This is a genomic window from Hymenobacter sp. B81 (assembly GCF_044628455.1).
Lineage (GTDB): Bacteria > Bacteroidota > Bacteroidia > Cytophagales > Hymenobacteraceae > Solirubrum.
In genome coordinates this window covers 59,993-86,294 of record NZ_JBIYZW010000001.1, presented here as the reverse complement: position 1 = coordinate 86,294, position 26,302 = coordinate 59,993, and the positions used below count along the sequence as shown (strand labels likewise).

The following is a 26,302-nucleotide window of genomic DNA, read 5'->3' as shown; positions in this document are numbered from 1 at the left end:
CAATGGGAGAATGGGGGTGAATGTGCTGGGGTGCTGATGGCCGTTTCTGAATCAGCCCCTCAGCACCTCAGTACATTTTCCACATTTTCCCCATTCCCCACATTCTCCCCATTAGCTCAGCGCCAGCACGGGCAGGGTTACGCTGAATTCGGCTTCGTTGCGGGCAACCAGCACGGGCTGAGTGGTGAGGTGGCGGTAGCGGCCCTGCAGGTTGGGCAGGCCAATGCCGGTGGACTCGCCCGGGGCCACGCGGCGGGGGCGCAGGCTATTGGCCACGCGCAGGCTGCGGCCGTCGGCGGCCAGCTCCACGCGCAGGTGCAGGGGCTGGGCGGCGGTGGCCACGTTGTGCTTGAGCGCGTTTTCGATCAGCAGCTGCAAACTCAGCGGGGGCACCACGGCCAGGGCCGGCACCTGCCCGGCGGCGGGCAGCTCGGCCTGCAGCGCGTCGCCGTAGCGGATGTGCTGCAGAAACAGGTAGGAGCGGGCAAATTCCAGCTCGTCGGCCAGGGGCACCACGTCGCGGCCGCGGGCATCAAGCACGTAGCGGTACACCTGTGAGAGTTGGCGGATAAAGCGCACGGCCAGCTTGGGCTCCTCCTCCACCAGCGAAGTCAGCGCATTCAGAGCATTGAACAGGAAGTGTGGGTCGAGCTGCTGGCGCAGGCTTTCGGCCTCGGCCTGGGCCATTTCTTTCTGCAGCCGCTCGTTGCGCACCAGGGCCTCGCGCCAGCCCAGCAGAAACGAGCGGCTGTGCAGCACCAGCGAGATGATGGCCGTCAGAATCAGCGGAAACACGATGCGGCTCAGCGCGGGGGCCGAAAAGATGGTCATCGGGCTCAGGCCGCGGTACAGCACCAGAAAGCACAGGTTGATGCTCACCACCACCACCAGGGAGCCGCCCAGCGACACCAGCAGGGTCAGCAGCAGGCGCTTCACCGGCTCGCGCTTCCAGTTTGAGTACTGATCGAGCCAGTCCACGGCGTAGCCGTTGGTCAGCCACAAGCCCAGGGTGTAGGCGAAGTTCATGGTGTAGTTCACCAGCATCTTGCGCCCGTCGCCCCAGCACTCGGGACAGGTGAAAAAGCCGATGCTGAGGCTGATGACCAGCACCGTAGCCAGCAGCCGCAGCCAGCGCCGGCGGTGTCGGGCCGTCCAGCGCCGCACGGGCGGCATGGTGGGCTCGCGGTACGCGGCGGGCTCGTCGGGCGGGGCGGCCGGGAAAAAGGTCGACATGGCAGCGAAGGTAAAGCCAGCGGCAGCGGGGGCCGCGCAGTAGCGGGGCGGAAGGTAAGCAGGAAGGACCCGGCGAAAGTCAGCGGTGGTTTGCCGCCGCACAGGCCAGCTGCTGCTGGCCGGGGGTAAGTAGCGGTGCCCCGACGGTTGAGTGGGGGCACCACCAGGGCGCAGCGTCCCGGCCGGTTTATTTGGCCGTGGCCGTTTGGGTGTAGGCCGCCAGGCGGCTCAGCACCTGCCGCTCACCCCAGGCCGGGGCCGTGGCCGAAGCGGGGCGGGCGGCGGCAAAGCGCGTCTTAGCTTCCTCGTAAAGGGGCTTGGCCGCCTCGGCGCCGCCGCCGAACATCTTGGGCGTGTAGTACACGTTGTTGGCCTGCACCAGGTAGATGCGCGGGTTGGCGGGATTCAGCTTCCGGGCCTGCTCCAGCGTCTGGCTCACCAGCTGCGAGTACTTCATCGAGCGCGTCATGGGGGCAATGCCCAGGCGGGCCTGGTGCAGGTAGGCCTGCAGCACCAGCAGCTCCGACTCGTCGCCGCGCAGCTTGCGGGCCTGGGCCAGGGCGGCTTCGGCCTGGTCGAGGTACTTGTCTTTCACGTCGCCGTCTTCCTTGCTCTGGAAGGTTATCAGCATGAGGGCATAGGCCTGGTAGTAGCGCGGCAGCCAGTCGGTAGGGTTCACGGCGGCGGCGCGCTCCAGCTTGCCGTGCACTTCGCGCAGGCGGGCCACCTCGCCGGTGCTCATCAGCTCGCGCACGGTGCCGGCGAGCAGGTCGGCGTAGCTGGCCGGGGCGGCCGCAGCCGGAGCCGACTGGGCGGGAGCTTTCTGTTGGGCCGGGGCGGTAAAGGCGGTGGCGACCAGGGCGAGGGCGAGCAGGGAGGCTTTCATGGCAGTGGGGGTTGGAAAGTGGGGTTGTGGAAAGGGTTTCGGGAAGTGGTCCGCGGCAGCAGCGCCGGTGGAATGCATCAAAGGTGGCCCCGCCCCTACCCGCCCGAAAGTTTCTCTTACCCAAGTGTCAAGCCAGGTGGATGAAGTGCCGCCCCGCCCCGACGAAGCGTTGCACCCCTGAGCCGGTTTTTCCGCCAGCAGCTTCCCTCCTGCCGCTGCTGGGCTTTCCCGGCATAGTCCTAACTGCCTCCTCCAGCCAGCTGGCGTGTTAGGCTATATGGAGACTATACGCACCGTATATGCAGGCTATACTCAAGCTGTCGGGACGATAGCGGCAGAGTACTATCAGCGCTTACCGGCTGGGGCAGCCCATCAGCCAGGGCAGCGCCCGGACTGGCTGGTGGTCGAATGGTGAGGACGGAGTGGAGCGCCCGTAGCGCGGTCGGCTCTCCGGGAGGGTAGCTTGCCGGGTTAGAAAGCACAACCGCCGCCGGCCTGATGGCCGGTGGCGGTTGCTGCTGTTCTTGTGCTGCCCACGCGGTCGGGCCGGGCGGCGTTAGTCGGGGGCGGTTTCGGTGTCGGCAGGGCGCTGCTTATTGATGGAGATGAGCAGGCCGACGAAGAGCATGCGCGGGGCCGAGGGCGTGACGGCCACGCCGGGGTAGCGGCCGCTGGCGTCGGGCACGGCGGCGTAGCGGTAGCCGAACACGTTGTCGCGGCCCAGCACGTTGGAGCACGAGAGGTGCACGATGGTGAGGTTTTTCCGGATGGTCGTCAGGTAGCTCAGGTTCAAACTCAGGTCCTGGTAGCTGGGCGTGCGGCCCTGGTTGTAGCCGGGCCGGTTGGGGTCGTAGTAGGCCCGGGGCGAGCCGTAGCTGAGGGTGGCGCCCACCTGGGTATGCAGCTTGTGCATCCAGTACTTGCCCACCACCGAGAGGTTGTGGCGCGCGGCGAAGGTGGGCACGGCCCGCTGCGGGTCGAGGCGCTGCTGCCGGCGGGTGTCGACCAAGCCGTAGCTCACCCAGTAGTCGAGAAACTTCACCGTTTTCCGGTCGCGCCAGAACAGGTCCACGCCGCGGGCGTAGCCCCGGCCGGTGCTGTGGTAGGCGGCGGGGTCCAGGGGTAGCAGGCCGTTGGTGCTCAGCAGCGGGGCGTCGTAGCGCAGCAGCTGGGCGTAGTCCTTGTGGTAGGCTTCGGCGCGCAGGGTGCGCTGGTCTTTGATGCGCTGGTAGGTGAGCAGGTAGTGCGCGGCCCGCTCGAAGCGCAGGGCCGGGTTGTACTGGCCCACGCGCAGCACGTCGTTGGCCGGGGTCTGGTAGAAGTAGCCCCAGGCGCCCGAAAGCTGGTTGCCCTCGGCCAGCTGGTAGGCCAGGGCCAGGCGCGGGGCGGCGTTCCAGCGGCCCAGCACCCGCGAGTACTCGACGCGCCCCCCGGCGCGGGCCACCAGCTGGTTGGAGAAAGCCACGTCCGACTCGGCAAAGGCGGCCACGCGGCCCTCGTCGAAGCCGGCGCGCACCACCTCGGCTTCGGGGGCTGCCTGGTAGCGCAGCTGGTAGCGCTGGCCCAGGGCCTCGGCGCCCAGCTTCAGGTTCCAGTAGGCCGAGGCCGAGTCGTTGGTGAACACCACGCGGCCCACCAGGCTTTGCTCCCGCTCGCGCAGCTGCTGCTCGTCGGGGCGCACCAGCTGCTCGTCGCGGGTGCCGGCCAGGCCGGTCTGCACGCTCCAGCCGCGGGTGAGCGGGCTGCGGAAGGTGGTGTTCACGTACTGGTTGTCGTTGCGCAAGGCCACCGGGCGGCCGCCGGCAAAGGCCGGGTCGGGCTGGCGCAGGGCGAAGGCCGAGCGGGTGAGGGCCGCGTACACCTTGAGCATGCCCGCCTCGCCGGTGCGCTGGCGCAGGGCCAGCGAGCCGCCGGCCGAGCGCGGCGCCTGCTGCCAGCCCCACTGCTGGGGCACCAGGCCGTAGTAGGGCTGCAGGTTTACGTAGTCGCCGGTTACGGCCACCGAGCTGCGGGCAAACCGCTGCTGGTGCGAGAAACTCAGGCCCACCGAGAGCAGCGAGATGCCGGTCTGGGTTTCCTCGGCCAGGTCGTAGGAGTTCAGCCCCACCACCGCCGACAAGGCCTGCCCGTATTCGGCCGAGTAGCCGCCGGTGCTGAACACGGTGCCCTTGAACAGGTTGGGCGAGAAGCGCCCCCGGGCCGGCACGCCCGAGACGGCGGCGTTGTAGGGGCTTTGCAGGGGCAGGCCGTCGAGGTACTGGCGGGTTTCGCCGGCCGCCCCGCCGCGCACGAACAGCCGGCCCTCGTCGCCCACGCGGGTGGTGCCGGGGAGGGTGTTGAGCGCGCCGTTCACGTCGGCCAGGGCCCCGGCGGTGGTTACGATGTCGCGGGTGGTGAGCACGGTGCTGCGCTTTTCGTCGCTGGCCTCAAACGAGCCGGCCGTGATGGTCACGTCGCCGAGCTGGTTGCGCACTTCCTTCAGCGTCAGACTCAGGCGCCGGGGCTGGCCGTCGAGTACCAGGGCCTGCTCCTGGGGCTGGTAGCCCAGCAGGGTTACCAGCAGGGTGAGCGGGCCGCGCTGCCGGGTGTCGAAGCGGAAGCGGCCGAGCGAGTCGGTGGTGGCGCCGTCGAAGGTGGTTTTCAGGAATACGTTGGCGCCGGGCAGGGGCTGGCCGGCGGCGTCGCGCACGGTGCCGCTGAGCAGCGTAGCGGTTTGGGCCGCCAGGTGCCGGGTGGGCAGCAGCAGGCAGAGCAGCAACAGGGGGAGCAGACGGTTCATGGGGCGAGCAGCTAAGTGACGGCTCAAAAGTGGCCGCCGGGCTGCCCCGCCGAAAAGAAAGGTTGCCGAAGCGTCGGATGGCCCGGATGAACCGTCGGCTGGGCCGACGAACCGCGGCCGGAGCGGGCGGCCCGGGGCCCGTCCCGATGGGCGCGGCGCCGCAAAATTGCTCCATTCGGCTCGTTAGTTGACCCGGACAAATCCCGGTTAACCGGCTGCCCGGCAACGATTTGCTCGGCGCCGGCAACTATTCGCAAGCAGAACTATCCCAAGCTCGGCTATAACGGACTAAGGCCCGGCGCGTACCAACTGCCACGTGTCCGGCCCTTCCCGGCCCCGCCTCTTCCCCGCCAGCCGGCTGTTGTCGGCCGGTTCTTTCCCCGCCCGTTATGCCCCATTCCGAAAACCAGCCGCCCCAGCCGCCCAGCCGCCCTGCCGTAGTGGTGCCGGTTATTGCCGAGCAGTTGCGGGTGGAAAAAGAGCTCGTGGAAACCGGCAAGGTGCGCGTTTCCAAGCAGGTGCACGAAGAGCACCAGGTGGTGGAAATGCCGCTGGTGCACGAGGAGCTGAGCGTAGAGCACGTGCCCATCAACCAGTACGTGGACGTGGCCCCGCCCGCGGTGCGCTACGAGGGCGACACCACCATCATGCCGGTGCTGCGCGAGGTGCTGGTGGTGGAAAAGCGCCTGTTGCTGGTCGAGGAAGTGCGCATCACCAAACGCCAGGTGCACACCCAGACGGCCGAGCAGGTTACGCTGCGCCACGAGCAGATCAGCACCGAACACCTCACCAAAGCCCAACCCACGCCCCTGTCGGGCCCACCCCCGGTTGACCCGGCCTGAGGGCGTTGCTTGTTTTTTCCCTTACCCCCACCAATTCACCACCACAGCCATGAACCAGACCGTAGTAGGAATTTTCGATAGCGCCGCCCAGGCGCAGCAAGCCGCCCAGCAACTCGCCGCCGCCGGCTTCGGCATGGAGCACGTAGACGTAGCCTCGAACCAGGGCCAGAGCGGTAGCGTGAGCAACCAGGCCAGCCAGGCCCTGCGCCCCGACCGGGACCCCTCGGACTACCGCAACAGCAGCGGCACCGTAACCGAGGGCGCCGCCGACGCGGCCGGCCGCACCGGGGACAGCATCAGCAACTTCTTCAGCAACCTCTTCGGCGGCAACGACAGCGACGATGCCCGCCGCTACTCCCACGTAGCCCGGCAGGGCGGCTCGTCCATCGTGACGGTGCACTGCCACTCGGCCGAAAATGCCCACCAGGCCGCGGCCATCCTCGACCGCGCCGGGGCGGTGGACATCGACGAGCGCGCCCAGCAGACGGGCTACCAGAACAGCAACTGGACCGGCATGAACGCCGGAGCTAAGGCGGGCCAGGAAGGCATGTCGGCCCAGGTAATCGAGGAAAACCTGCAGGTAGGCAAGCGCGTGGAGCAAACCGGCGGTGCCCGCCTGCGCAGCCGCATTGTGGAGCGCCCGGTAGAAGAGCACGTGCGCCTGCGCGAAGAGCACATCAGCGTAGACCGCCGCCCGGTGAACCGCCCCGCTTCCGAAGCCGATTTCAACACCTTCAAGGAAGGCGAGATTGAGGTTATCGAGTCGGCCGAGCGCGCCGTGGTGGGCAAGGAAGCCCGCGTGGTGGAAGAGGTGACCCTGGGCAAGGAAGTAACCGAGCGCGAGGAAACCATCCGCGACACCGTGCGCAAAACCGAGGTCGACGTGGAGCGCATCAACCCCACCAACGACGCCCGCCGCCCCAACGACCCCAATCAAACCCCCAACCCGCAGCGCTAAGGGCTGCGGCCCGGCCTGAAGGCTGATATTGAAAGCGGCGACTGGTGTTTCCAGTCGCCGCTTTTCTTTTCCGGGCTGCCGCGGCTAGGGTTGCGGCGGGCTCAACGGGTACTTTTCAAACAGCTTGCTCATGCCCTCGTCGATGCGCCTGGTGAGCTTCTGCGGGTCGTCGGTGAGGGTGCTGGCAGCCACGCCCTGCCACACCCGCTCGTTGCGGGCGGCATCTACCAGCTCCACCGTCACGGTGCCCACCTCGTAGCGGTCGACCACCACTTCCTCGCTTTGCCAGCTGTAGCGCCGCTGCCCGATGTAGCGCGGGGCCTCGCGGATGTCGGTCTGGCGCGTCTGCACCTGGTCCTGGGTGACTACGCCGATGTTGACCCACAGGTCGGGCGCGTCGGCGCGCTGGTAGCCGCGGCGCTCCAGCTCGCGGGCCACGGCAGTTTTCAGGTCGGCAATGGCGCTGCCGGGCGCCGCGAAGGCCGCCTCGTTGCGGGCCTGCACGTCGAGGAAGTTGTAGGTGCGGTAGGCGCTGAAGTCCACACCGGGCGTCTGCTCGGTGGATTTGATGTCGGTGGAGGAACAGGCGCTCAGCCAGAGCAGGAGCAGCGGCAGAAACCAGGAAGTCTTCATAGCAGTTTAGGTAAACCAGGGTGGACGCACTCGGGACCCGCGCAGCGGCTGGACTGGCGCTGCAGTTGGTCGGGCCACCCGGCTATTACGCAGCGCGGCCCGGCGGCGGCCGGGCCCGGGCCGTACATACTGCCGGCCGCTGCCTAGTTTCGCTCCGGCTCCGCCCACTTGCCACCCGCTTTTCCTGCTGTTTGTGTACCTGCACCACGTCGCTGCCTACCTGCCCACGGCCGTTGTCGCCAACGACCACTTCACCCGCCGCAACGGCCTCTCTTCCGACTGGATCATGGAGCGCACCGGCATTCGGGAGCGGCGCCGCGCGGCCCCCGGTGAAAACACCAACACCATGGCCGTGGAAGCCGCCCGCCGCGTGCTGCACGAAGCCCCGGGCGTAGCCGCCGCCGAAATCGACCTGATCATCGGCGCCACCTATACCCCCCACGACACCATCGTGACCCTGGCCCACGCCGTGCAGCACGCGCTGGGCGTGGCCGACATTCCGGTGGTGAGCATTTCCTCGGCCTGCTCTTCGCTGCTGAACGCGGTGGAAATCGTGCAGGGCTACTTCGCTCTGGGCAAGGCCCGCCGGGCGCTGGTGGTGACCTCGGAGCACAACACGGCCTACAACAACGAAGACGACACCGTGGCTGGCCACCTCTGGGGCGACGGCGCCGCGGCCCTGCTGCTCTCGGCCGAGCGCCTGGCCCCCACCGACCTGCGCGTGGTCGACGTGATTACCGGCGGCGCGGCCACCGTGGGCAAGGCCACCACCGCCGTTACCCTGCAGCCGCTGAACCGCAACATCATCATGCCCCACGGCCGCGACGTGTTTCAGCACGCCTGCCAGTACATGGCCCGCGTTACCGAGCAGATCCTGGCCCGCCAGCAGCTCACGGTGCAGGACGTCAGCTGGCTGATTCCCCACCAGGCCAACGGCCGCATCAGCGACAACGTGGTGCGCAGCACCGGCCTGCCGCCCGAGCGCCTGGTGTCGAACGTGGAAACCCTGGGCAACACCGGCTGCGCGGGCGCCGCCATCGGCTTGGCCGATACGCTGCCGCGCCTGCAGCCCGGCCAGCGCGTGGTCGTCACAGTGTTCGGCGGGGGCTATTCCTACGGGGCCATGCTGCTGGTGCGCGACGAAGAACCGGCCGGCTAAGCGGCGTGGCCTGCCCCTTACCCGGCCGGTTACCGTGCGCGCGCCCCGCGCTAGTCGTTGTTGCCGGTGGCGCCTTCGTCGGTGAAGTCGTGGGCCGTGCCGGGGCTGGGCTGAATGCTCTCCGCCACTTCGCGGTTCAGCGCCACGTCCACCGCGGGGCTGGCCGATTGGTTCCGGCGGTTGGCTTTGGAGCGGCCGCTGCCGGGCCAGGCCCGGCACACACCATATACTGCGCCGGCCGCCAGCAGGGCCAGCGAAGCGCCCAGCAGGGCGCCGTTGCTGCTTGTTGCCTTGTTCATAACTCTGTGGGGTAAAGGGTAAAATGAATGAGCACCATCGACCGCAGCAAACCGGTTAGCTCCGGCGCAGCGCAGGCCCGCGCTTTCGTACGGCTCCGCTAGCCGAACGGCGCGGGTGGCGGCGCAGTTTTTTCCCGGCGGGGCAGCGCCAGAACGGCAAAACCGGCCTCGGCGTCGCTTGCTCCCATCCCTTTGGCTGCTGCGTTAGGGCTTGGCCGGCTGACCGATTTAAGGTAAATTCAGCTGGGCGCGCCGGGCAGGCGGGCCGCTGATGTTCAACCCCTTACCCCCGCTGCCATGCGCGCACTGCAATCTACCCTGCTCTTTCGCTGGTTCGATGAAGTCTGGAACCAGGGCCACGAAAACGTCATCGACGAGCTGGTTCATCCTGAGGCCCGCATCCGCGGGTTGGCCGAGGCGGCGCTAAACCAGGGCCCGGCCGCCTTCCGCACGTTCTACCAGCAGTTTCATAACCAGTTCACCGACATCCGCATCGACACCGACATCGTGGTGTCGGAAGACGACTACGAGGTAGCCCGCTGCCGCACCCGGGCCCGCCACCGCGCCAGCGGCCACGAAGTCGACTTTACCGGACTGTGCCTGGTACACCTCAAGGACGGCCAGATTCACGAAGGCTGGAACGAGTTCGACTTCCTGACCATGTACCAGCAGCTGGGCATGCACCTGGTGGCCGACGACGCGGCCGCCGCGCCGGTGGACGCGCCCCTGGGCGACGAGGCCCTGGCCGCCGCGGCCGGCCCCAACTGAGCGCGGCTGGGCGCGTACTTTTGCCGCCCACCCCTACTCCACACCCGTGACTCTCACCTGGACCTGCAAGCCCTTCGCCGACCTGACCCTGACCGAGCTCTACGCCCTGCTGCAGCTGCGCAGCGAGGTGTTCGTGGTCGAGCAAACCTGCGCCTTTCAGGACATCGACGGGCAGGACCAGCAGGCTTGGCACCTGCTGGGTTACGCCCCCACTGGACAGCTGGCCGCCTACGCCCGCCTGTTTGCGCCCGGTGACTGCTACGCCGAAGCCAGCATTGGCCGCGTCGTGACCGCGCCGGCCCAGCGGCGGCACGGCCTGGGCCGGGCGCTCATGCGCGAAGCCATCGGCCGCTGCGAGCAGCTGTTTGGCCGGCAGCCCATCAAAATCGGGGCCCAGCAGTACCTTACCGCGTTCTACCAGAGCTTTGGCTTCGTGCCGTGCAGCGACATGTACCTCGAGGACGGCATTCCGCACATTTACATGCGCCGCGAGGCCTAAGCAGCCGACCCCGGTGGGCACGAAAAAGCCCGGGCGGCGGGCCCGGGCTTTTCGCTCAGTGGTGCGCGGCGGCTATTCGCTCCGGTCGCGCAGCTTCTTTTTCTCCTCCTTGGCGGCTTTCTTTTCCTTTACCGTCTTGGTCGGCTCCTTTTTCTTCTCTTTGCGGGCGTCTTGTGCTTTGGCCATACGACGTGGGCAGTGTGGTGAATGGGGAAAATACGCCTGCTGCTAACGCAGCGGGGCCGCGCGGTGTTGTGGCCGCGACGGCGGCAAGTACGGAAAACCGCGCCGAAAAAGGCAACGTATCAGCTCAACGGCGCCGCGGGTAAATCTCCCGCCGCCCCACCGGCACCTTCCCGCTCAGCCGGCCGGCTGAGCGGCATTTCCAACTCCTCACCTTCGCGCAATCGTTATGGCAGAAGCACCCAACACCGTCATTGGCCTGTTCGGCAACATCGAGGCCGCCCGCCGCGCCGTGCACGAGCTCACCACCCACGGCTTCGACGCCGACCACGTGGACTTGTCGGACCACGACATTGCCACGACGGAGAATCCCACGGGCGAGTTTCCCGAAAACGACAGCCTGCACCACTTCCTGCGCCGCTACTTTACCAGCGACACCGAGGAGCGGCTGGAAGCCGAAACCGCGCACCGCGGCGGCGTAGTGGCCGTGCACCTCGACTCCTGGGCCGAGGCCGACCGCGCCCGCAGCCTGTTTGAGCAGTGCGGCGCTGTCGACGTGCACCAGATTGGCATCGTGCACCGCGGGGCCATGGCCAACACGCCCCAGGACGACGAAATCCGCCGCATCACCCACCCCGAAACCGGCCCGGCCGACCGCCCCGCGGGCTCCCTCTAAGCCCGGCCCTTCGCCCACGCAGCCCCGGCGCGGCCCCCCTGGTTCGCGCCGGGGCTTTTTGTGGCGGCCTCCCCCGTTCGTGTGATTGAACGGCGCGGGCGCAATGCGGTCCTTTGCGGCTGCTATTGCCCGCGTCATGTCTGCTCTCTCCCTGCTGCTGCACTTCACTACCACCCACCGCTTCCTGCTGGTTCCGCTGGGCCTGGTCGTGCTGTTTGCGGCGGCCTGGGTGCTGCGGCTCGACTTGCGGGGCCGGGGCCGGCTGGTGCTGCTCTACGGCGTGCTGCTGGTGCTCAACGTGTTTGCGGGGCCCCGCCTGAACGCCTGGTTTCTGCACCGCTACGGCATTTGGGCCGAGGCCCTGGTGACCCATCAGGAAGGCACCTACCGGCGCTACAACAAGCACCCGGTGCTGCGCTGCTGGGTGCTGCTGCGCCGTCCCGGCGCGGGCAGTGCCCAAAGCAGTTTCGACACCGACGACTTCAACCTCTACCCCGCCCCGCCCGACGGCTACCAGTACCCCGCGCCGGGGCAGCCGTTTACGGTGCGCTACGTGCCCGGGGCCGAGGCCAACTTCGTGATTCTGGGCGACGACCCCGCCAGCGCCTTTGTGCGCCAGCAGCAGTGTACCGGTGCCCTGCAGCAGCTCAGCCAGGCCGCCCGCCAGTACCAGTTCGATTCCGCCGACGGCGGCTTCCGCGCCGAATACCGGGCGCAGCTAACCCAGTACCTGCGCCGGCGCTGCGGCAACCCGGGCCTCGACGAGCACTACGCCCACGAGCTGCGCCGCCTGGCCCGCCCGCCGGCCGCGCGCTAGCCCGGGGCCGGCGGGCAGAATCAGATTCGAACCGAGCTTGGGCGCTGGGCGGCGGGGTCGTAGCTTTACCGGCCCGTTTTCCCGAGCGGGCTTGTTCAGGCCCGCTGATGCCGGCCGCTCCTTCCTGCCAGCCGAACACCCATGGCCGATTCCGCGCAACCCATCGATTACCAGAGCCTGTTCCGGGCTTTGCCCGAAAACTTCCTGCTGATTGCCCCCAACGCCGAGGCCACCATCCTCGACAATACCGACGCCCACGTGGCCGTGTCGCTGAAAAGCCGCGACGAGGTGGTGGGCAAGCCATTCTTCGAGGCCTACCCCTCGGCCGACATGAACGAGGGCGACGTGATTCGCGCCTCCCACGAGCACGTGCGGCGGTTTCTGGAGCCCCACACCATGCCCCTGATCCGCTACGACCTGGAGTTGCCGGCCGAGCAGGGTGGGGGCTTCGAGGAAATGTACTGGCAGGCCACCCACTTCCCCGTACTCGACGAGGCCGGCGGCCTGCGCTACATTCTGCAGCGCAGCCAGAACGTGACCGAGCAGCACCTGGCCGCCCAGCAGTATGCCCAAACCCAGCGCGAGCTGGACGAGCAGCAGCAGCGCACCCGCTTTATTCTCGATTCGCTGCCGGTGCTCATCTGGACGGCCCAGCCCGACGGCAACCGCGACTACTTCAACCCGCGCTGGCTGCAGTTTACGGGCCGCAGCCTGGAGGAATCGATTGAGCAGCGCTGGACCCGCGACATTCACCCCGAGGACCTCGCGCGGGTGCAGCAGCGCTGGCACGAGTCGGTAGCCTCGGGGGAGGTGTACCAGGTAGAGTATCGCCTGCGCCGCCACGACGGCCAGTACCGCTGGGTGCTGGTGCGCGGCGTGGCCCGCCGTGGGGCCGACAACCACGTTTCCATGTGGGTGGGCGGCGCCACCGACATTCACGACCAGCGCCAGATGGTGCAGGAGCTGCTCGAAGCCAACGAAGCCCAGGCGCAGGCGGCCGAGCAAACCCACGCCGCCTACCAGCTGGCCGCCAGCCAGCGCGAAACCCTGCACACCCTGCTCATGGAAGCCCCGGCGGCCATCTGCATCCTGCGCGGACCCGAGCACCGCTTCGACCTGGTGAACCCCCAGTACCAGCGGCTGTTTCCGCACCGCCAGTTGGCGGGCCTGCCCGTGGCCGAGGCCCTGCCGGAAGTGGTCGGCCAGGGCTTCGTGCAGCTGCTCGACAAGGTGTACCAGACCGGCGAAACCTTCTTTGGCAGCGAGGTCGAAATTCAGCTGGAGCGCGACAGCAGCGGGCAGCTTACCTCCACTTACTTCAACTTCACCTACCAGCAGTTCCGCGAAGCCGGTGTGGCCGTCGGCATCATGGTGTTTGCCTACGAGATAACCGACCTGGTGCTGGCCCGCAAAACCCTGGGCACGCGGGAGAACCCGGCGCCGGATACCCTTGCGTAGTCCGGCCCTGCTCTCGTCTCTTTTCTCCTCCCCGCTCCTCACCACCCCGGTTTCATGGACATAACCAGCCTGGATTTTCAACAGGCGCGCATCAAACAGGTGCTCTTCAAGTCCCGGCTACGCTCCGTGCTCTACGGCGTGCGCGAGGCCGACGAGGCCCTGTTCTCGGTGCAGCAAAATCCGTTCGGGCAGTGGCTCCGCACGGTGGCGGCTCCGCAGTACGGCGGCCGCCCCGAGCTGCGCGAGTTGGAGCGGACGCTGCAGCGCATGCTCGACACCGGCCGCGAGCTGGTGGCCCAGTACCGGCGCGGCCAGATCGAGGAAGCCCGCGCCGGCCTCGAGCGCATCGATGCCTTCGCCGCCCAGATGGAAGACCTGCTGCAAAAGCTGGAAACCCGGGTCGGCTACTAGCCGCCCGGTTTTGGCCGGCCATGCAACGCACCCCGGCATTCCGACGCCTCTGCGCTCGTCTACCCACCCCGCAAGGGTACTCTTCTTCGCTTTCCTGCCATGCCTTTTTCGCGTTTTCTGTTCACCTGGGGCGGTTTGCTGATGGCCTCCCTGGCCTCGGCGCAGTCCCTCACCGTCGATAAAAAAGTTGCCAAAGCCCTGCAGCAGCTGCGCCCCGACGACTTCCGGGCCCATGTGCAGTACCTGGCCGACGACAAGCTGCTGGGCCGCCAGCCCGGCACCCCCGGCTACCAGCTGGCCGTCGACTACGTGACCCAGCAGCTCAAGGAGCTGGGCGTGCAGCCGGCGGGCGAAAATGGCAGCTACGTGCAGCGCGTGCGCCTGCGCCGCGCCTTCGTGCAGCCCACCACTACCCTGGCGTTGCGCAACGCCCAGGGGCAGAGCCAGCCGCTGAAGGCGGGCCAGGACTTCGTGCTCTACCCCAATCCCGAGGAAGCCAGCGTGCAGGCCGAGGCCCCGCTGGTGTTCGTGGGCTACGGCATCAGTGCCCCCGAGCTGGGCTACGACGACTACGCCGGCCTCGACGTGAAGGGCAAAATTGTGGTGGTGGTGGCCGGCGCGCCGCGCACGTTTCCCTCCACCATTGCCGCCGCCAGCCAGCACACCATGTCGGTGCTCCAGAACGCGGCCAGCCACGGCGCGGTGGGCGTGATTGTGGGCACCACCCGGCCCAAGGCCGCGCTGCCCAACCTCAAGTGCGGTGCCTACAGCGTGCTGGGCCCCGACGGCAAGGTAGCCGCCTCGCGCAGCTACCTCAGCGGCAGCGGCGTGAAGGTGCTGGGCAACGTCAACGCCGCCACCCTGCACGCGCTGCTCGCGGCCTCGGCCATCGACACGGCCCGGGCGTTTACGGCCCTGCGCGGCGGCCAGCCGGCTTCGGCGGCCCTGGGCCACGCGGCCCGCGCCGAGGTGCGCTCCACCTACCAGGATTTCGACTCCTACAACGTGGTGGGCCAGCTGCGTGGCTCCGACGCCAGGCTGCGCGACGAGTACGTGGTGCACTCGGCTCACCTCGACCACATGGGCATCGGCGACGCGGTGAAGGGCGACTCCATCTACAACGGCGCCCACGACAACGCCACCGGCGTGGCCTCGGTGCTGGAAATTGCGCGGGTGTACGCCAAGCTCAAGCAGAAGCCCAAACGCTCGGTGCTGTTTGTGCTGCAAACCGCCGAGGAAATGGGCTTGCTCGGCTCGGCCTACTTCGCGGCGCGCCCTACCGTGCCCCGGCAGCAGCTGGTGGCCAACGTGAACACCGACATGCCCACCATCATTGCCCCGCTGCTGTCGGTGGTGCCGCTGGGTGCCCAGCACTCGACCCTGGACGAGCCGGTGAACCGCGCCGCCGCCTACCTGAACCTGGTGGTGGAGGCCGACCCCGAGCCCGAGCAGAACCGCTTTATCCGCTCCGACCAGTACAGCTTCGTGAAGGCGGGCGTGCCGGCCCTGCACATCAAGTACGGCAACAAAACCGCCGACGGCAAAAACGACCTGGACAAGACCGTGAAAGCCTGGCGCGAGCTGACCTACCACAAGCCCCAGGACGATTTGAGCGGCACCTTCGATTTCGAGGCCGGCAAAAAGTACGTGCAGCTCAACTTCCTCATCGGCTACCAGGTAGCCAACGACCCGCAGCGCCCCCGCTGGAAGCCCGGCGACTTTTTCGGCGGCCGCTTCGGCCAGCAGTAAACCCGCTGATTGCACGCAAAGACGCCCCGGCGGCTCCCTCAATGATGGAGCCGCCGGGGCGTTTTGGCTTTCAGGCGGCCTCGGGGCCCCGCGCCGGCGTGCGGAAGCGTATCGGCGCGCCTCAGGGCAAACGCCTCAGCGCCCTGAAACAAATTCTCGCAGAGAGCTGAATTCGTTTCAACACGCTGAAACGAATTTTCACGCGAACCGAAATTTGTTTCTGGTCTGAAACAAATTAGTGCCCGGGCTGGAATTCGTTTCAAACCGATGAAACAAATCCCCATATGGGCCGGGAAATGTTTCAACGCGCTGAAACCGATCTGAGCGCGGCCCGGCAACCGTTTCACGCGCCGGCGGCCGCAATTCTTACCGGCTTCCGGCGGCGGTCGTTCCCGCGTTCTGCACCCACTGCCGGAAGTCGCGGGCCACGTCGTCCCAGTGAAACTGCTCGTAGTCGACGCGGCCGTCCTTGAAGCCGAAGAAGTTGTGCTCCAGCCCCGAATAGTCGCGGAAGTGCAGACGCGGGTTTCGCTCCCGGATCATGTCCAGCCGAAACGCATCGTTGAACGGGGCCGCGGCATCGCGCGTGCCGTACATAATCAGCAGCGGCACCCGGGTGCGAGGCAGGTAGCGGGCCGGCGGCTCGGAAAACGAGTACGTGGTGCGCGGGGCGTCGCCGCTGGTGCAGCTGGTTTCCTCGGGGTGGGTCACAATCTGCTCCCAGCGGCGAAAGGCCTCGGCGGCATCGGCGCCGGCCGCGCGCTGCTGGGCTACGATGGTGGCCATGCGCCCGGCGGGGTTGCCGCTCAGGTATACCGCGTGGGTGAGCACCCGACTCTCGGCCGCCAGCCGGCCCACCACCGTGCTGCCCTCGGAGTGCCCCACGGCCACCACGCGGCGGGCGTCTACCCAGGGCTGCCGGCGCAGGTACCGCAGCACGGCCGCGTTGCGGGCCACGTAGTAATCGAGGTAGTTGCGCTGGCAGTAGGCCGTGGGCGGCGCCTGGGTTTGCGGGTCGAAGTAGCTGAAGTTGGGCTGCAGCTTTTCCACCGCGGCCACCAGCGGAATGCCGGGCTTGCTGATGACGATCAGGTGGTAGTCGGTGGTAAACAGGTCGGGGTTGAAGGGAAACACCGGGTAGGCGCCGGTGGCAGTGTACTTGATCAGCGGCTGCGGCAGGGAGCCCTGCACGAACAGCAGCAGGGGCTTGCGCAGCCGCTCTTCGCCCTTGCGGGCCAGCACCAGCACCTCGGCCTGCTCGCGACCGTCGGGAATGGTCAGGTGCTGGTAGCCGAAATCGGCCGGGGTTCTGGCCGCCGGCTGGGCCAGCCCGGCTACGGCCGTCCAGCTCAGGCCCACGGCCAGCAGCAGGGTCCGGAGCAGGGGCCGCCAGGTACGGGCGGGCAGAAACCGTTTACGGTACTTCATGGGGGTTGCTTTTCAATCTTTATCGTCCATTGGTCCACGAGGCCAGCTCGCGGCGGTGCTCGGCGTATATCGTGTCGATAATGGCCTGGTTGGGCTCGGTGCCCAGGGTGATGCGCGTGCCCCGCTCGCGGGCGTAGGGGTTGAGCACCTCGGCGCGGCGGCGGTAGCTGCCGAAGTAGCTGGCCAGGCTATCGGGCTCGTCGTCGACGATGATCAGGTTGCGCAGCGGCCGCGGGGGCGCAAACCAGAACAGAAAGCTGCCGTTGAAACTCGTTGCGGCGGGTATGGCGCGGTGGCGGTTGAAGTAGTTGATGGCGCTGGCCTGGCCGTAGTTGGCGCACAGAATCAGCGTCCGCAGCCGGGTAGAGTCGGGCAGCGACTGGTACACCTGGTAGGTTTTGTCGGCCATTTCGCGCCAGCCCAGCATGTCGGCGTAGTCCTGGGGCAGCGGGTGCTCCTGGCCGTCTTCCCAGCGGGTGAGGCCCATCCCCGCGTAGCGCCGGCCCAACGCCTCCATAGCCGTCGGCGGCCAGAGCGTGAACACGAAGGGAGCCAGGGGCAGCATGATGAGCACCGGCAAGGCCAGCAGCGCGGGCCGCAGGTACACGCCCCAGCGCCCGCAGGCCAGCTGCTGCTCCCACCACGCCCCCCCGCAGGCCAGCAGCACCGGGTAGTAGCCCAGGGCGTAGTAGCTTTTGCCGTGCAGCAGCGTGAGCAGGAGCAGGCCCGCCGCCCACAGTACGGCCAGCCCGCGGTAGGGCCGGAACGGGCGGTACAGCAGCAGCGCCAGCAGCCCCGCCAGCCAGATCCACAGCGCGGGAAAGCACATCAGCAGCTGATCTTTCCAGAAGTCGGCCACCGACACGTGCACCAGCTGCGACTCCTGCAGCTTGCTCATGTGCCGCAGAAACGGAATGCCGTGGGTGAGCTGCCACCCAATACTGGGCGCGAAGATGAGCAGCCCCAGGGCGGCGCCCAGCCAGAAGTGGCGCGTGGTCAGCACCCGCCGCTGCGGGGTGAGCAGCAGGGCCGCGCCCAGGGCCGCCACGAAAAAGAAGGTGGTGTACTTGTTCAGGAAGCTCAGCCCCAGCACCACGCCCAGTCCGTACCACCAGCGCGGGTGCGGGTCCTGCACGTGGCGCACCAGCAGATAGCCGGCCAGCGTGAAGGCGAAAACCTCGAAGGAGTTGGGCTGAAACAGGAAGTTGAGCCGGGCGTAGCCCGCCACCAGGTAGCCCGCCCCGGCCAGCGCCTGCCCAAACCAGCCGGCCCCCAGGCGCGCGGCCAGGCGCGCCACCACGTACACCGTGAGGGCGCCCCAGAGCAGGGGCCAGAACTTTACCCAGAAGTAGCTGCCGCCCAGTAGGTGCGTAAGCCAAGCCTGGGCGGCAATCAGCGGGGGCACTTCGAGGTAGCCCCAGGCCAGGTGCCGGCCCTGCTCCAGGTACAGGTACTCGTCGCGGTGCAGCTCGTAGACCGGGCTGGCCAGCAGCAGCCCCGACGCAAACTTAATCAGGGCCAGCAGCAGCGGTAAAGCTCTCTTCATGGGCACAGCCCGGGATGACGGGCGGCGCAAGAAAGCCAGAAAAGCGGCGGACGCCAAGCACGCATCGGGGCCAGCAGCTCCGGCTGACACCACGTGCGCAGCATAGCGGCCAGCCCGGGCAGCCGGCCGGGCTGGCCGCCGCGGGTTGGGCTCTACTCCTCCCACTCCGGCAGCCGCACGCTGTCGAGCCAGGTTTGCAGCAGGGCGGGCTTCTGAAACAGGTTGATGAACAGCACCCGCTCCTCCCCCACCAGTCGCCACACCTCGGCGTAGAAGTCGCCCAGGGCGTAGAGCTGCAGGCGGCAGCCGTGCTCGGCGCGGTCGGCCAGGTGGTGGCCGGCGCGCAGCAGGTGGTCGGTCTGCTGACCGAGCGGAAGTTGAGTGAAGGCGACGAAGTTCATGCAGCACGCGCGGGCACCCGCAGTGCCTCATCCCGAAGATACGACAGCCTGCCCGAACCGGCCAGCCCGGCGCGCAGTGGCCGTATCTGGCCGGCTTTGGGTAGTTTGGGCCTTTCCAGTCGCCCTTGCCATGCCCACGCTCCGCTTTCCGCACCCGCTGGTGCTGCTTTTTGCCTTTGTTCTGCTGGCCGTGGCGCTGAGCTACGTGCTGCCCGCCGGCCGCTTCGAGCGCCGCCCCGACGCCGCCACGGGCCGTGAGGTAGTGGTGGCCGGCTCCTACCACCGCGTGGCGCCCTCGCCCGTGAGCCCGCTGGCCGCCTTCACCGCCATTCCCCGGGGCCTGCAGGAAGCCGCCGACGTGATTTTCCTGGTGTTCCTGGCCGGCGGCGCCTTTACCGTGGTTGACCAGACCGGTGCCCTGCGCCGCGGCGTCGACTGGCTGCTGCTGCACCTGAGCGGGCGCGAGGCGCTGGTGATTCCCGTGGTAGCCTTGCTGTTTGCCACCATGGGCGCACTGGAAAATATGCAGGAGGAAATCGTGCCGCTGGTGCCGGTGCTGCTGGTACTGATGCGCCGGCTGCGCTACCCGGCCCTGACGGCCGCAGCCGTAAGCATCGGCGCGGCCGCCGTGGGCGCGGCGTTCAGCCCGCTGAACCCGTTTCAGGTGGGCATTGCCCAGAAGCTGGCCGGTCTGCCCCTGCTCTCGGGCGCCGGATTCCGCCTGGTGTTTTTGGCCCTGGCTCTGGTCATCTGGATAGGCGGCACCCTGCGCTTCGCCCTGCGCCACCGACTGACTGCGGCCGAAGCCGAGGCGGAAACGCTCGCTGCTTCCCCCGGCTCGGCGGGCGGGCGCTACCACGGCCTGGTGCTGCTGTTGCTGCTGGTCACTTTTGTTTTCTTCGCCTACGGCGTGCTGGAGCTGGGCTGGGTGTTCGGGCAGATGGCAGCGCTGTTTCTGGCCCTGGGCATTGCGGCCGGCTTGCTGGGCGGCCTGGGCTTCACCGGCACCGCTGAGGGGTTCATTGCGGGCTTCCGCGACATTGCCTTTTCGGCCATTCTCATCGGCTTTGCTCGGGCCATCTTCGTGGTGCTCGAGCAAGGGCAGGTGGTCGACACCATTGTGCAGGGACTGTCGGCCCCGCTGGCGCATTTGCCGGTTACTCTATCGGCCCTGGGCATGCTGGGCGTGCACACCGCGCTACACCTGCCCGTGCCCAGCGTAAGTGGCCAAGCCGTGCTCACTATGCCCATTCTCACCCCGCTGTCGGACCTGCTGGGTTTGTCGCGCCAGGTAACGGTGCTGGCCTACCAATACGGCGCGGGCCTGTGTGAGCTGATAACCCCCACCAACGGTGCGCTCATGGCCATCATAGCCGCCTGCGGAGTACGCTTCGACCAGTGGTGGAAGTTCGTGCTGCCGCTGTATCTGCTGCTGCTGGGGCTGGCGGCGGTGGCTATTGTGGTGGGGATTGTGGTGGGGGTGTAGAATACACTAGGGCGTTGTTATTGAAGCTGTTTAAGAAGTAGCCATTCGTGAGCGGGAAACGAGATGGGTCGCACCTCAAATTTCCCGCTTTCGTGGGAGTCTTTTGTATTGAAAACGCCCGGCGTACCCCTTATTAAACAGCTTCATAGTTTGCGGCTAAGCGTTGCCAGCGAATCCATTGCCTGCTGGTAGGTTAGCTGTATGCATTCTGCACCCCGGTAGTAGCTTATATCCCACGGTTTTTTTTGGCCGTAGGTATAATCCAGATCCATCGTAACTCCCTTAAAAACATACAAGTCGCTTTCCTTCTCGATGCCATTGAGGTAATTTATCTGGATTCTCTTCCGGACGTGCCCTAGTCCGTAGACGTTATCGCCGAAAAACTCAATGGTTCCGTTCGACCGGCTGTAATGTGCCTGCCAATCAGCCTCGACCAGGGGAATACCCAAATGTTTTCGTTGGTCGTTGTGTGCTTCTCCGTACATCTTCAGGCGCAGAGTCGTCCCACCGATCAGAACGCCTCCTAGCCCTAGCATGAGCAGACTTACAAAGGCTTTCATTGGAACAATTTTAAAAAGTTGCCGACTGTGTAATCATACAACGCGTTCTGCATAGCTCGCACAGCAGGAGGGTGCATTTGATTAAAGCTGTTGAATTTGTCATTGTAGTTGCCCACAGACAATATTAACGCATCAGGCGCGCCTTTGCTTCCTGCGTACATCCCCGCCCAGATTGGAGTAGCACCGCTAAGCCCCATACCTACCTTCTCTAGAGCAGAGTTGACCGCCCTAATGTCTACTACTCCTTTTAGGAAAGGCACTCCACTTGCGCTCATTGGTAGGGAACCACCAGTAGCTGCAACACCTAAACCAGCAACGCCTTCATCTTTAACAGTGCTGTAAAAGTCTTTGCCATTGGGCAGTCCGTAATGCTCTACCATAGCAGCAGCAGCCCCAACGTCGCCAAACTTATCGATGTTGTATCCCTTTCGTTCAGTCGTGGTTGTCTTGGCATCCTTATTATCCTTCCACATCTTCGACCCGTCATCATACGCCTGCGTCGAAGTGGTTGTCTCCGTAGTTGTACGCGGATTGCTACGGTGCATCCTTCCATTACCGCCTTGCAGAACATCAACAGAAGCAGTTTCCTGAGTTCTGGTCACCGTTCTCACGCCATTATGCGCCTTGCCATACTTAGTGGATGAGGCTACCTCACTAACCGTCTGAATATTACCGTTTTTTGCAAGGTAAGTTACATGCGGGTCGTAGGGCGCCATACCATCTGGGTCGATGAAGCGAAGCGGATTGTTGAAGGCAAAAGTGTACGGCGAGTAACGGCGCATCAGATCCGCTAATGGGTCAATTGAGTTCCAGCGCCCCAGTTGCGGGTCGTACATGCGGGCGCCGTAATCAAGACTGTTTAGCCCGAATTCGTCCTGCCGTTCCTTGCCGTTCCACGTGTATTTGTTCTCCCCCGCGGGCGGGCGTGCCAGCCCGGCCAGTTCCAAGCCGTAGGGGTCGTACTGGGTTTCCTGCACGAGCAAGCTAGGCGCATGCTTGACGGTGATGTCGTCAAAGTAGACGTCCGTATCGCTTTCATTGCCCACGTAGGCTTGAATGTAACCATCCTGCGGAGCCTGCACGGGGATGTTGAGCGGCTCGTAGTTGTTGAGCGCGGCCTGCGTAAGCTGTTGGGTGTAGGAGTTCAGCAGCGTAGAGTCCTTGCCGAATACCAGCACCCGCAAATACCCTTTGGGCACGCCTCCGCTGAGCTGTTGCAGAGCGGGCACCAGGGCCAAGCCAATACCCAGGAAAGGCAGGGGACGTGGGCGGGTTGTGCTTTCATTGCCAGTCGGCAAGGCGGGCTGCTGTTGCACCAGTGAAGCCACGAAGCCCAGCATGGAAAAGACAAAGCTTGGATTCTGGACTGGCTGCTGATACTGACCGTAGGCGCTAATAGTCACTTCGTCGCCTTTGCCTACGGGCAGCATTTTCAGCGGCCCCAGGGGCTTGCCGACGGCGGCGTTGAGCTTAGCGACGTGAGTGCTGCCGGGCGAAATCTGCAGTGGAGAGCCTACGGGTACAGACGTGCGCACCCGTGCCACCGAGGTGGAGTCGAATTGCTGCTCTTCCGTGGATTTGCGGGTCAGTTCCATCGAGGCCCAATACGAAACCGGGTCGGCCGGGCGAAAGGCTACTCGTAAGTTGCCCAAATGATCCTTAATTGAAAACTCGTGCACGAATTGTCCGGTGACCCGGCGGGGCAGGTACAAAGCCCGCCCCTCGGAGTGGCTGAGCCAGCGTAGGGTGTCCTTCTCGTACTGCCAGGCTCCTAGGTATTCGGTGCGCACCGGCAGGGGCTGCCCCTTGGTATAGGCCAATTTGGCTACCTTCTGCCCCATCGCCGTGTAGCGAAACACCAGTGAGTCGCCGGTAACCCAGGTAACGGAGGCAGTCAAGTGCAGGTGATTGTAGCGGATTCGCTGAATTCCCTTGTTGGCGTCCTTCGTGAGGCTACCTGCAGCATTGTAGCTGTAGTCGGCAGCCGAGGCGCCGCTGGTAGCCCCGTCGGCAAAATCGGGGCGCGCGGGCTGGAGGCTGCCAAAGCTTGTGGCGGCGGGGGCCAGATCGTCGACGCGCTGCAGGCGGTTGCTTACGGGCTCGGCCGAGGCAATGGGTCGGTAATGATAGCGCAGGTTATCCGTCTCGGCATAGCGACGCGGACTGGTGCGAGAAGCCTCCTGCACCAGTCCGCGCCGGCGCAAAGTCAGCAGGTTGCCGTTGGCGTCGTAGCTCGCACCCCAGAAGCGGTAGTTGCCGCGCTCGGCTGACCACATTCCGGTCGGGCTCTGGGCCACAAAGTCACCTTGCAGCAGCCGGCTCAGAGCATCGTAGCGGTAGCCGTAAGCCCGGGGCAAATCGTCGCTGTGGCTGCGCCAGATTTGCCCGGCAATGTTGCCGTTGAACTGCGGGGTATTGAAGCCACAATCGTAGCGCAGCTCCAGGGCAAAGAGGTCGTCATTCAATGGCTGCGCGGGGTTGTTGATGTGCGTCAGCCAGCCGCGCACGTTGTAGCCAAAATCCACGGTTTGCAGTCCGCCGCCCAGCTTTTTCTGACGCAGCTGCCCCAGCTCGTTGTAGCTGTTCTGGAGCAGCGACACCGCCGGCGCGTCATTAATCGACTGCTCCTGCGTCAGCACCCGGCCGGCATGATCGTAGCCGAAGTTTTCCCGCACCCGCACGACAAGGGAATCCAGCCCCTGCGGACCGTGGTGAACCAAGTAAGTGGATAGCACCTTGCCGGTAAAGTCGTAGCGCATGCTCACCACATCGTGCAGGCCTCGTGGGTTGGTACTCTGCACCTGGATGGCCCGGCGGTCGGCGTCAAAAAAGGTAGTGGTAGTGAGCCAGGCACCGGGCGCCGATTCAGGCACTTCCAGTACGCGCACTTCCGCGCGAGTGGCCTGGCCCGCCGTGCGCCCATCGGCTTCCGGCACACTACCACCAAGCTGCATTGCAGTGGCTGGCTGGTAGGCCGCGTCGTCTACCTGATTCTGGTTGAAGTCGTAGCTGTCGTAGTAGTTAATGGAAAGCAGTTGGGCATCGGAAGCCGCCAAAGCGGGAAAGGTACGGTTGGTGTAATAGGCCCGGCCCAGCAGGCGAACTGGGCTCGGCAACTCCCACATGTGCGTGGCCCGGGCCGCCCGGGCCTGCAGCGAATCGCGCCGCGCCGGCGCGGCGAGCATTTGCAGGCTGGGAAAGCGCACCAGCGCCGTGTAGGCTACTCGCCCGAGTGCATCGTAGTAAGTGGCCAGCCACTCGCCGCGCGGCCGTTGGGTAGCGTGCTGCACCAGCACCGGCCGGTCGAGGTCGTCGAACACGGTATAGGAATAGAAATCTGTATCGGGTACCAGCTTTTCGGTTTGCCGCCCCCGGCTGTCGTAGTGGTAGCGAAACAGCAGCCGCTCTAACCCGGCCCCGGTGACTTGCCAGTCCGTGAGGCGCAGGCGCTGCACGGCCAGCGGTGGCAACACCGCCCGCAGACGTCCGAAATCATCGTAGACGTAGTAGGTATCGAGCCAGTCACCGGCAGTGGCTGCGCTGACGGTAAGGGCAACCCGTTTTAAAACCAGCCTTCCTTCTTTATCGAAAAACGCCTCGGTGGTTTGCTGCTGCTCGTCGCGGGTGCGCTTCACCCATAAACTGCCCGGACCGTAGCTGCCGGCGTGCGTCAGGTCTTCGCGGTTGCTGCCGTAACCTGGTATCCAGCGCTGCACCTCGTCGGCCGCGGTGTTGCTACGTTCCTCAAACACGGCAGCGTGCCCGCTATTCATCTGCCACGCTTCCCCCGCCGAGGACTGCGCCAGCACCCGGTTTAGCGACGAGGCTTCGAACCCGGTCTGGGCAAAGGCCACGCCGGTAGGCGCAATTCCGGGCGCGGTAGGCGTGCGGTAAAAGTCGTACTGCTCACGGCGGGCTTTGGCACGATAACGTCCGGTTTGCCCGGAAGTGTCGGGCGCAGCGAAAGGCAGGAATTGCTGCGACTGCCGCCCCAGGGCGTCGTGTGGCGTCAATTGCACCACGTCGCGGCCCGCAGGTGACTCCTGGCGGAGCACGGTTTGCACCGTTCGCCCAAGGCCGTCTAGGTAGTTGGTCTTGACCTGCACGGCTTCCTTACCGGCCGTGCGTAGCGCAACGGACTGCTCGAAGGGTTGCCGGGCGGTGTAGGTACGCACGTAGTTGATTGTACCGGTTTCCGCCGTTGCGGCCGGCTGGTACACCTCAGTTAGGGTCGGGCAACCCGCGCTGACGGGCTCGTTGAGGGGCAAAGGAGCATAAGGCAGTAAGCTCAGGTAGAGGGAACGAGTATACAGGGTAACGCCCGGCACCCAACTGTTGGTAACGCGCAGCCGGTATTCGCCTTCGGCCGCTTCATTCAGGTGCCCGATGGCCAGCGTGGTATCGTTCTTCCCGTAAATCGCCGACCAATATTGCCCCACGCGTCGCTCCCACTGGTACTGGTTGTGGTTCCCGCGCAGCGAGCGGTGCAGCGTCACTACCGCGTCGCGCACCTGGTAAAGTGTATCGGCCTCCAGTAACACCTGCTTCTGACCGGTGGCAGTCAAGCTGGCGTGCTTGGGTTGGTTAGGGCCGCTCAGCAATGCTTCCCTCCCGCCAAATTCCAGGTAGTTGTTGCGCACGCTCAGTTGAGCCGGGAAGGGGCCGGCTCCCGGGTCTTCAACATCGGTCAGTCGATTATCGTCGAGCTGCACGATGGGATGGGCAGAGGTGCTGGTGATCCGTAGTAAGCTGCCGGGAATGCGGCCGCTCAAGCGGTTGCCACGCATGGTTAGCTGCGCCATTTTCCCGAAGCTGCCAATACTGGCGGGAATCGGGCCGCTCAATTGATTAATGTCCAGATGACAGTAGCTCAAGGCGGTCATTTGCCCCATTGATGCAGGAAGCTGGCCGCTGAGCTGGTTATAACCCAGGTTGAAAATAACGGCGCTGCGCAGGTTCCCGAGGCTATCAGGCAGCGAACCAGTGAAGCCATTATTGTTGAGCCCTAAAATATAGACCGTGCGCATGCGCACCAGTGAAGCGGGCAATACTCCACTTAGGTTGTTGTTACCCAGGTTGAAGATGCTGATGCGCCGCAGCTTATCCAGGCGCGGGGGCAGCGTACCAGTCAGCGCGTTCTTGTTCAGATTCAACTGCACTAACCCGGCCCCAAGGTCTACCAGAGAAGATGGCAGCGGCCCACGCAAATTGTTGTTCGTCAAATGGATGCCGTACACGTCGTTGCCATGTACCTCCAGGCCATACCAGGTGCGGAAATCGGCGCTGGTCAGGTTCGTCGGCCACTGCCCTGCCGCCGGCCACCCATCATGCCGCGTCCAATGGTCACCATCCGTGGCTTCGTAGAGCTGGCGCAGAACGCGTAGTTCCGTGGAATCGGGGACTAGCCCTTGAGCGGAGGCGCTTAGGCCAGCTGCCAGCTGCAGAATCAGCACCCAGAAGGCAATGCGGTAGCCGTGCGGCCGCGACACCGGCGGCAGGCTGGTAGAAATACTGGACATAAACGAAAGGAT

General features: G+C 65.7%; 21 protein-coding genes. 11 read left to right on the top strand and 10 right to left on the bottom strand.

Annotation, left to right across the window (positions count from 1 at the left end):
• Positions 1-111: 111 nt before the first annotated feature.
• The 3 genes from ACE191_RS00320 to ACE191_RS00310 form a co-directional block, all read right to left on the bottom strand.
• Positions 112-1,233, bottom strand: a complete 1,122-nt coding sequence (locus ACE191_RS00320) for a sensor histidine kinase (RefSeq protein ID WP_400190179.1) — start codon at positions 1,231-1,233, stop codon at positions 112-114.
• 187 nt (positions 1,234-1,420) lie between these two features.
• Entirely contained in the window at positions 1,421-2,119 is a 699-nt protein-coding gene (locus ACE191_RS00315) for a hypothetical protein (RefSeq protein ID WP_400190178.1), read from the bottom strand.
• Between the two features lie 556 nt (positions 2,120-2,675).
• Positions 2,676-4,898, bottom strand: a complete 2,223-nt coding sequence (locus ACE191_RS00310) for a carboxypeptidase-like regulatory domain-containing protein (protein ID WP_400190177.1) — start codon at positions 4,896-4,898, stop codon at positions 2,676-2,678.
• A gap of 389 nt (positions 4,899-5,287) precedes the next feature.
• On the opposite strand from ACE191_RS00310, the gene ACE191_RS00305 reads away from it, so the two are divergent.
• The gene (locus tag ACE191_RS00305) at positions 5,288-5,740 is read left to right on the top strand and encodes a YsnF/AvaK domain-containing protein (protein ID WP_400190176.1); all 453 of its coding nucleotides are present in this window, start codon (positions 5,288-5,290) and stop codon (positions 5,738-5,740) included.
• Positions 5,741-5,789: 49 nt separating this feature from the next.
• Complete coding sequence (locus ACE191_RS00300; protein WP_400190175.1) at positions 5,790-6,698, top strand: YsnF/AvaK domain-containing protein; 909 nt, start codon at positions 5,790-5,792, stop codon at positions 6,696-6,698.
• Positions 6,699-6,782: 84 nt separating this feature from the next.
• Here ACE191_RS00300 and ACE191_RS00295 read toward each other — a convergent pair whose 3' ends face one another.
• The gene (locus tag ACE191_RS00295; RefSeq protein ID WP_400190174.1) at positions 6,783-7,331 is read right to left on the bottom strand and encodes a DUF4136 domain-containing protein; all 549 of its coding nucleotides are present in this window, start codon (positions 7,329-7,331) and stop codon (positions 6,783-6,785) included.
• A gap of 193 nt (positions 7,332-7,524) precedes the next feature.
• On the opposite strand from ACE191_RS00295, the gene ACE191_RS00290 reads away from it, so the two are divergent.
• Positions 7,525-8,490: a 3-oxoacyl-ACP synthase III family protein gene (locus ACE191_RS00290; protein ID WP_400190173.1), complete on the top strand. Its 966-nt coding sequence runs from the start codon at positions 7,525-7,527 to the stop codon at positions 8,488-8,490.
• A gap of 50 nt (positions 8,491-8,540) precedes the next feature.
• Here the strand turns inward: ACE191_RS00290 and ACE191_RS00285 are convergent, their stop codons facing one another.
• Complete coding sequence (locus tag ACE191_RS00285; protein WP_400190172.1) at positions 8,541-8,789, bottom strand: hypothetical protein; 249 nt, start codon at positions 8,787-8,789, stop codon at positions 8,541-8,543.
• A gap of 297 nt (positions 8,790-9,086) precedes the next feature.
• Here ACE191_RS00285 and ACE191_RS00280 point away from each other — a divergent pair, with 297 nt between their 5' ends.
• From ACE191_RS00280 to ACE191_RS00250, 7 genes are all read left to right on the top strand, one after another.
• Positions 9,087-9,557, top strand: coding sequence for an ester cyclase (locus ACE191_RS00280; protein WP_400190171.1), 471 nt, complete (start codon positions 9,087-9,089; stop codon positions 9,555-9,557).
• 46 nt (positions 9,558-9,603) lie between these two features.
• The gene (locus tag ACE191_RS00275) at positions 9,604-10,056 is read left to right on the top strand and encodes a GNAT family N-acetyltransferase (protein ID WP_400190170.1); all 453 of its coding nucleotides are present in this window, start codon (positions 9,604-9,606) and stop codon (positions 10,054-10,056) included.
• 412 nt (positions 10,057-10,468) lie between these two features.
• Positions 10,469-10,915 (top strand): hypothetical protein, encoded by a 447-nt coding sequence (locus tag ACE191_RS00270; RefSeq protein WP_400190169.1) that lies wholly within the window; start codon positions 10,469-10,471, stop codon positions 10,913-10,915.
• A gap of 136 nt (positions 10,916-11,051) precedes the next feature.
• A complete protein-coding gene (locus ACE191_RS00265; RefSeq protein ID WP_400190168.1) occupies positions 11,052-11,732 on the top strand; it encodes a hypothetical protein in 681 nt (226 codons plus the stop codon).
• 141 nt (positions 11,733-11,873) lie between these two features.
• On the top strand, positions 11,874-13,190 hold the full coding sequence (locus tag ACE191_RS00260) for a PAS domain-containing protein (protein ID WP_400190167.1): 1,317 nt from the start codon (positions 11,874-11,876) through the stop codon (positions 13,188-13,190).
• A 54-nt stretch (positions 13,191-13,244) separates the two neighbouring features.
• Positions 13,245-13,601 (top strand): CZB domain-containing protein, encoded by a 357-nt coding sequence (locus tag ACE191_RS00255; protein WP_400190166.1) that lies wholly within the window; start codon positions 13,245-13,247, stop codon positions 13,599-13,601.
• Between the two features lie 99 nt (positions 13,602-13,700).
• Entirely contained in the window at positions 13,701-15,350 is a 1,650-nt protein-coding gene (locus ACE191_RS00250) for a M20/M25/M40 family metallo-hydrolase (protein ID WP_400190165.1), read from the top strand.
• A 366-nt stretch (positions 15,351-15,716) separates the two neighbouring features.
• On the opposite strand, the gene ACE191_RS00245 is transcribed toward ACE191_RS00250, so the two are convergent.
• The 3 genes from ACE191_RS00245 to ACE191_RS00235 all read right to left on the bottom strand — a co-directional run bounded on the left by ACE191_RS00245 (position 15,717) and on the right by ACE191_RS00235 (position 18,725).
• Positions 15,717-16,778, bottom strand: a complete 1,062-nt coding sequence (locus ACE191_RS00245) for an alpha/beta hydrolase family protein (protein WP_400190164.1) — start codon at positions 16,776-16,778, stop codon at positions 15,717-15,719.
• 19 nt (positions 16,779-16,797) lie between these two features.
• On the bottom strand, positions 16,798-18,324 hold the full coding sequence (locus ACE191_RS00240) for a glycosyltransferase family 39 protein (protein ID WP_400190163.1): 1,527 nt from the start codon (positions 18,322-18,324) through the stop codon (positions 16,798-16,800).
• A gap of 152 nt (positions 18,325-18,476) precedes the next feature.
• Positions 18,477-18,725, bottom strand: a complete 249-nt coding sequence (locus tag ACE191_RS00235; protein WP_400190162.1) for a hypothetical protein — start codon at positions 18,723-18,725, stop codon at positions 18,477-18,479.
• A gap of 130 nt (positions 18,726-18,855) precedes the next feature.
• Between ACE191_RS00235 and ACE191_RS00230 the strand changes: the two genes are divergently transcribed.
• Positions 18,856-20,211 carry a YfcC family protein gene (locus ACE191_RS00230; protein ID WP_400190161.1) on the top strand — a complete coding sequence of 452 codons (1,356 nt, stop codon included), beginning with the start codon at positions 18,856-18,858 and terminating at the stop codon, positions 20,209-20,211.
• Between the two features lie 143 nt (positions 20,212-20,354).
• Here the strand turns inward: ACE191_RS00230 and ACE191_RS00225 are convergent, their stop codons facing one another.
• Both ACE191_RS00225 and ACE191_RS00220 read right to left on the bottom strand, forming a co-directional pair.
• Entirely contained in the window at positions 20,355-20,771 is a 417-nt protein-coding gene (locus ACE191_RS00225) for a hypothetical protein (RefSeq protein ID WP_400190160.1), read from the bottom strand.
• Positions 20,768-26,290: a DUF6443 domain-containing protein gene (locus ACE191_RS00220; RefSeq protein ID WP_400190159.1), complete on the bottom strand. Its 5,523-nt coding sequence runs from the start codon at positions 26,288-26,290 to the stop codon at positions 20,768-20,770. Before ACE191_RS00220 ends, ACE191_RS00225 begins: the two co-directional genes overlap by 4 nt.
• Positions 26,291-26,302: the final 12 nt, after the last annotated feature.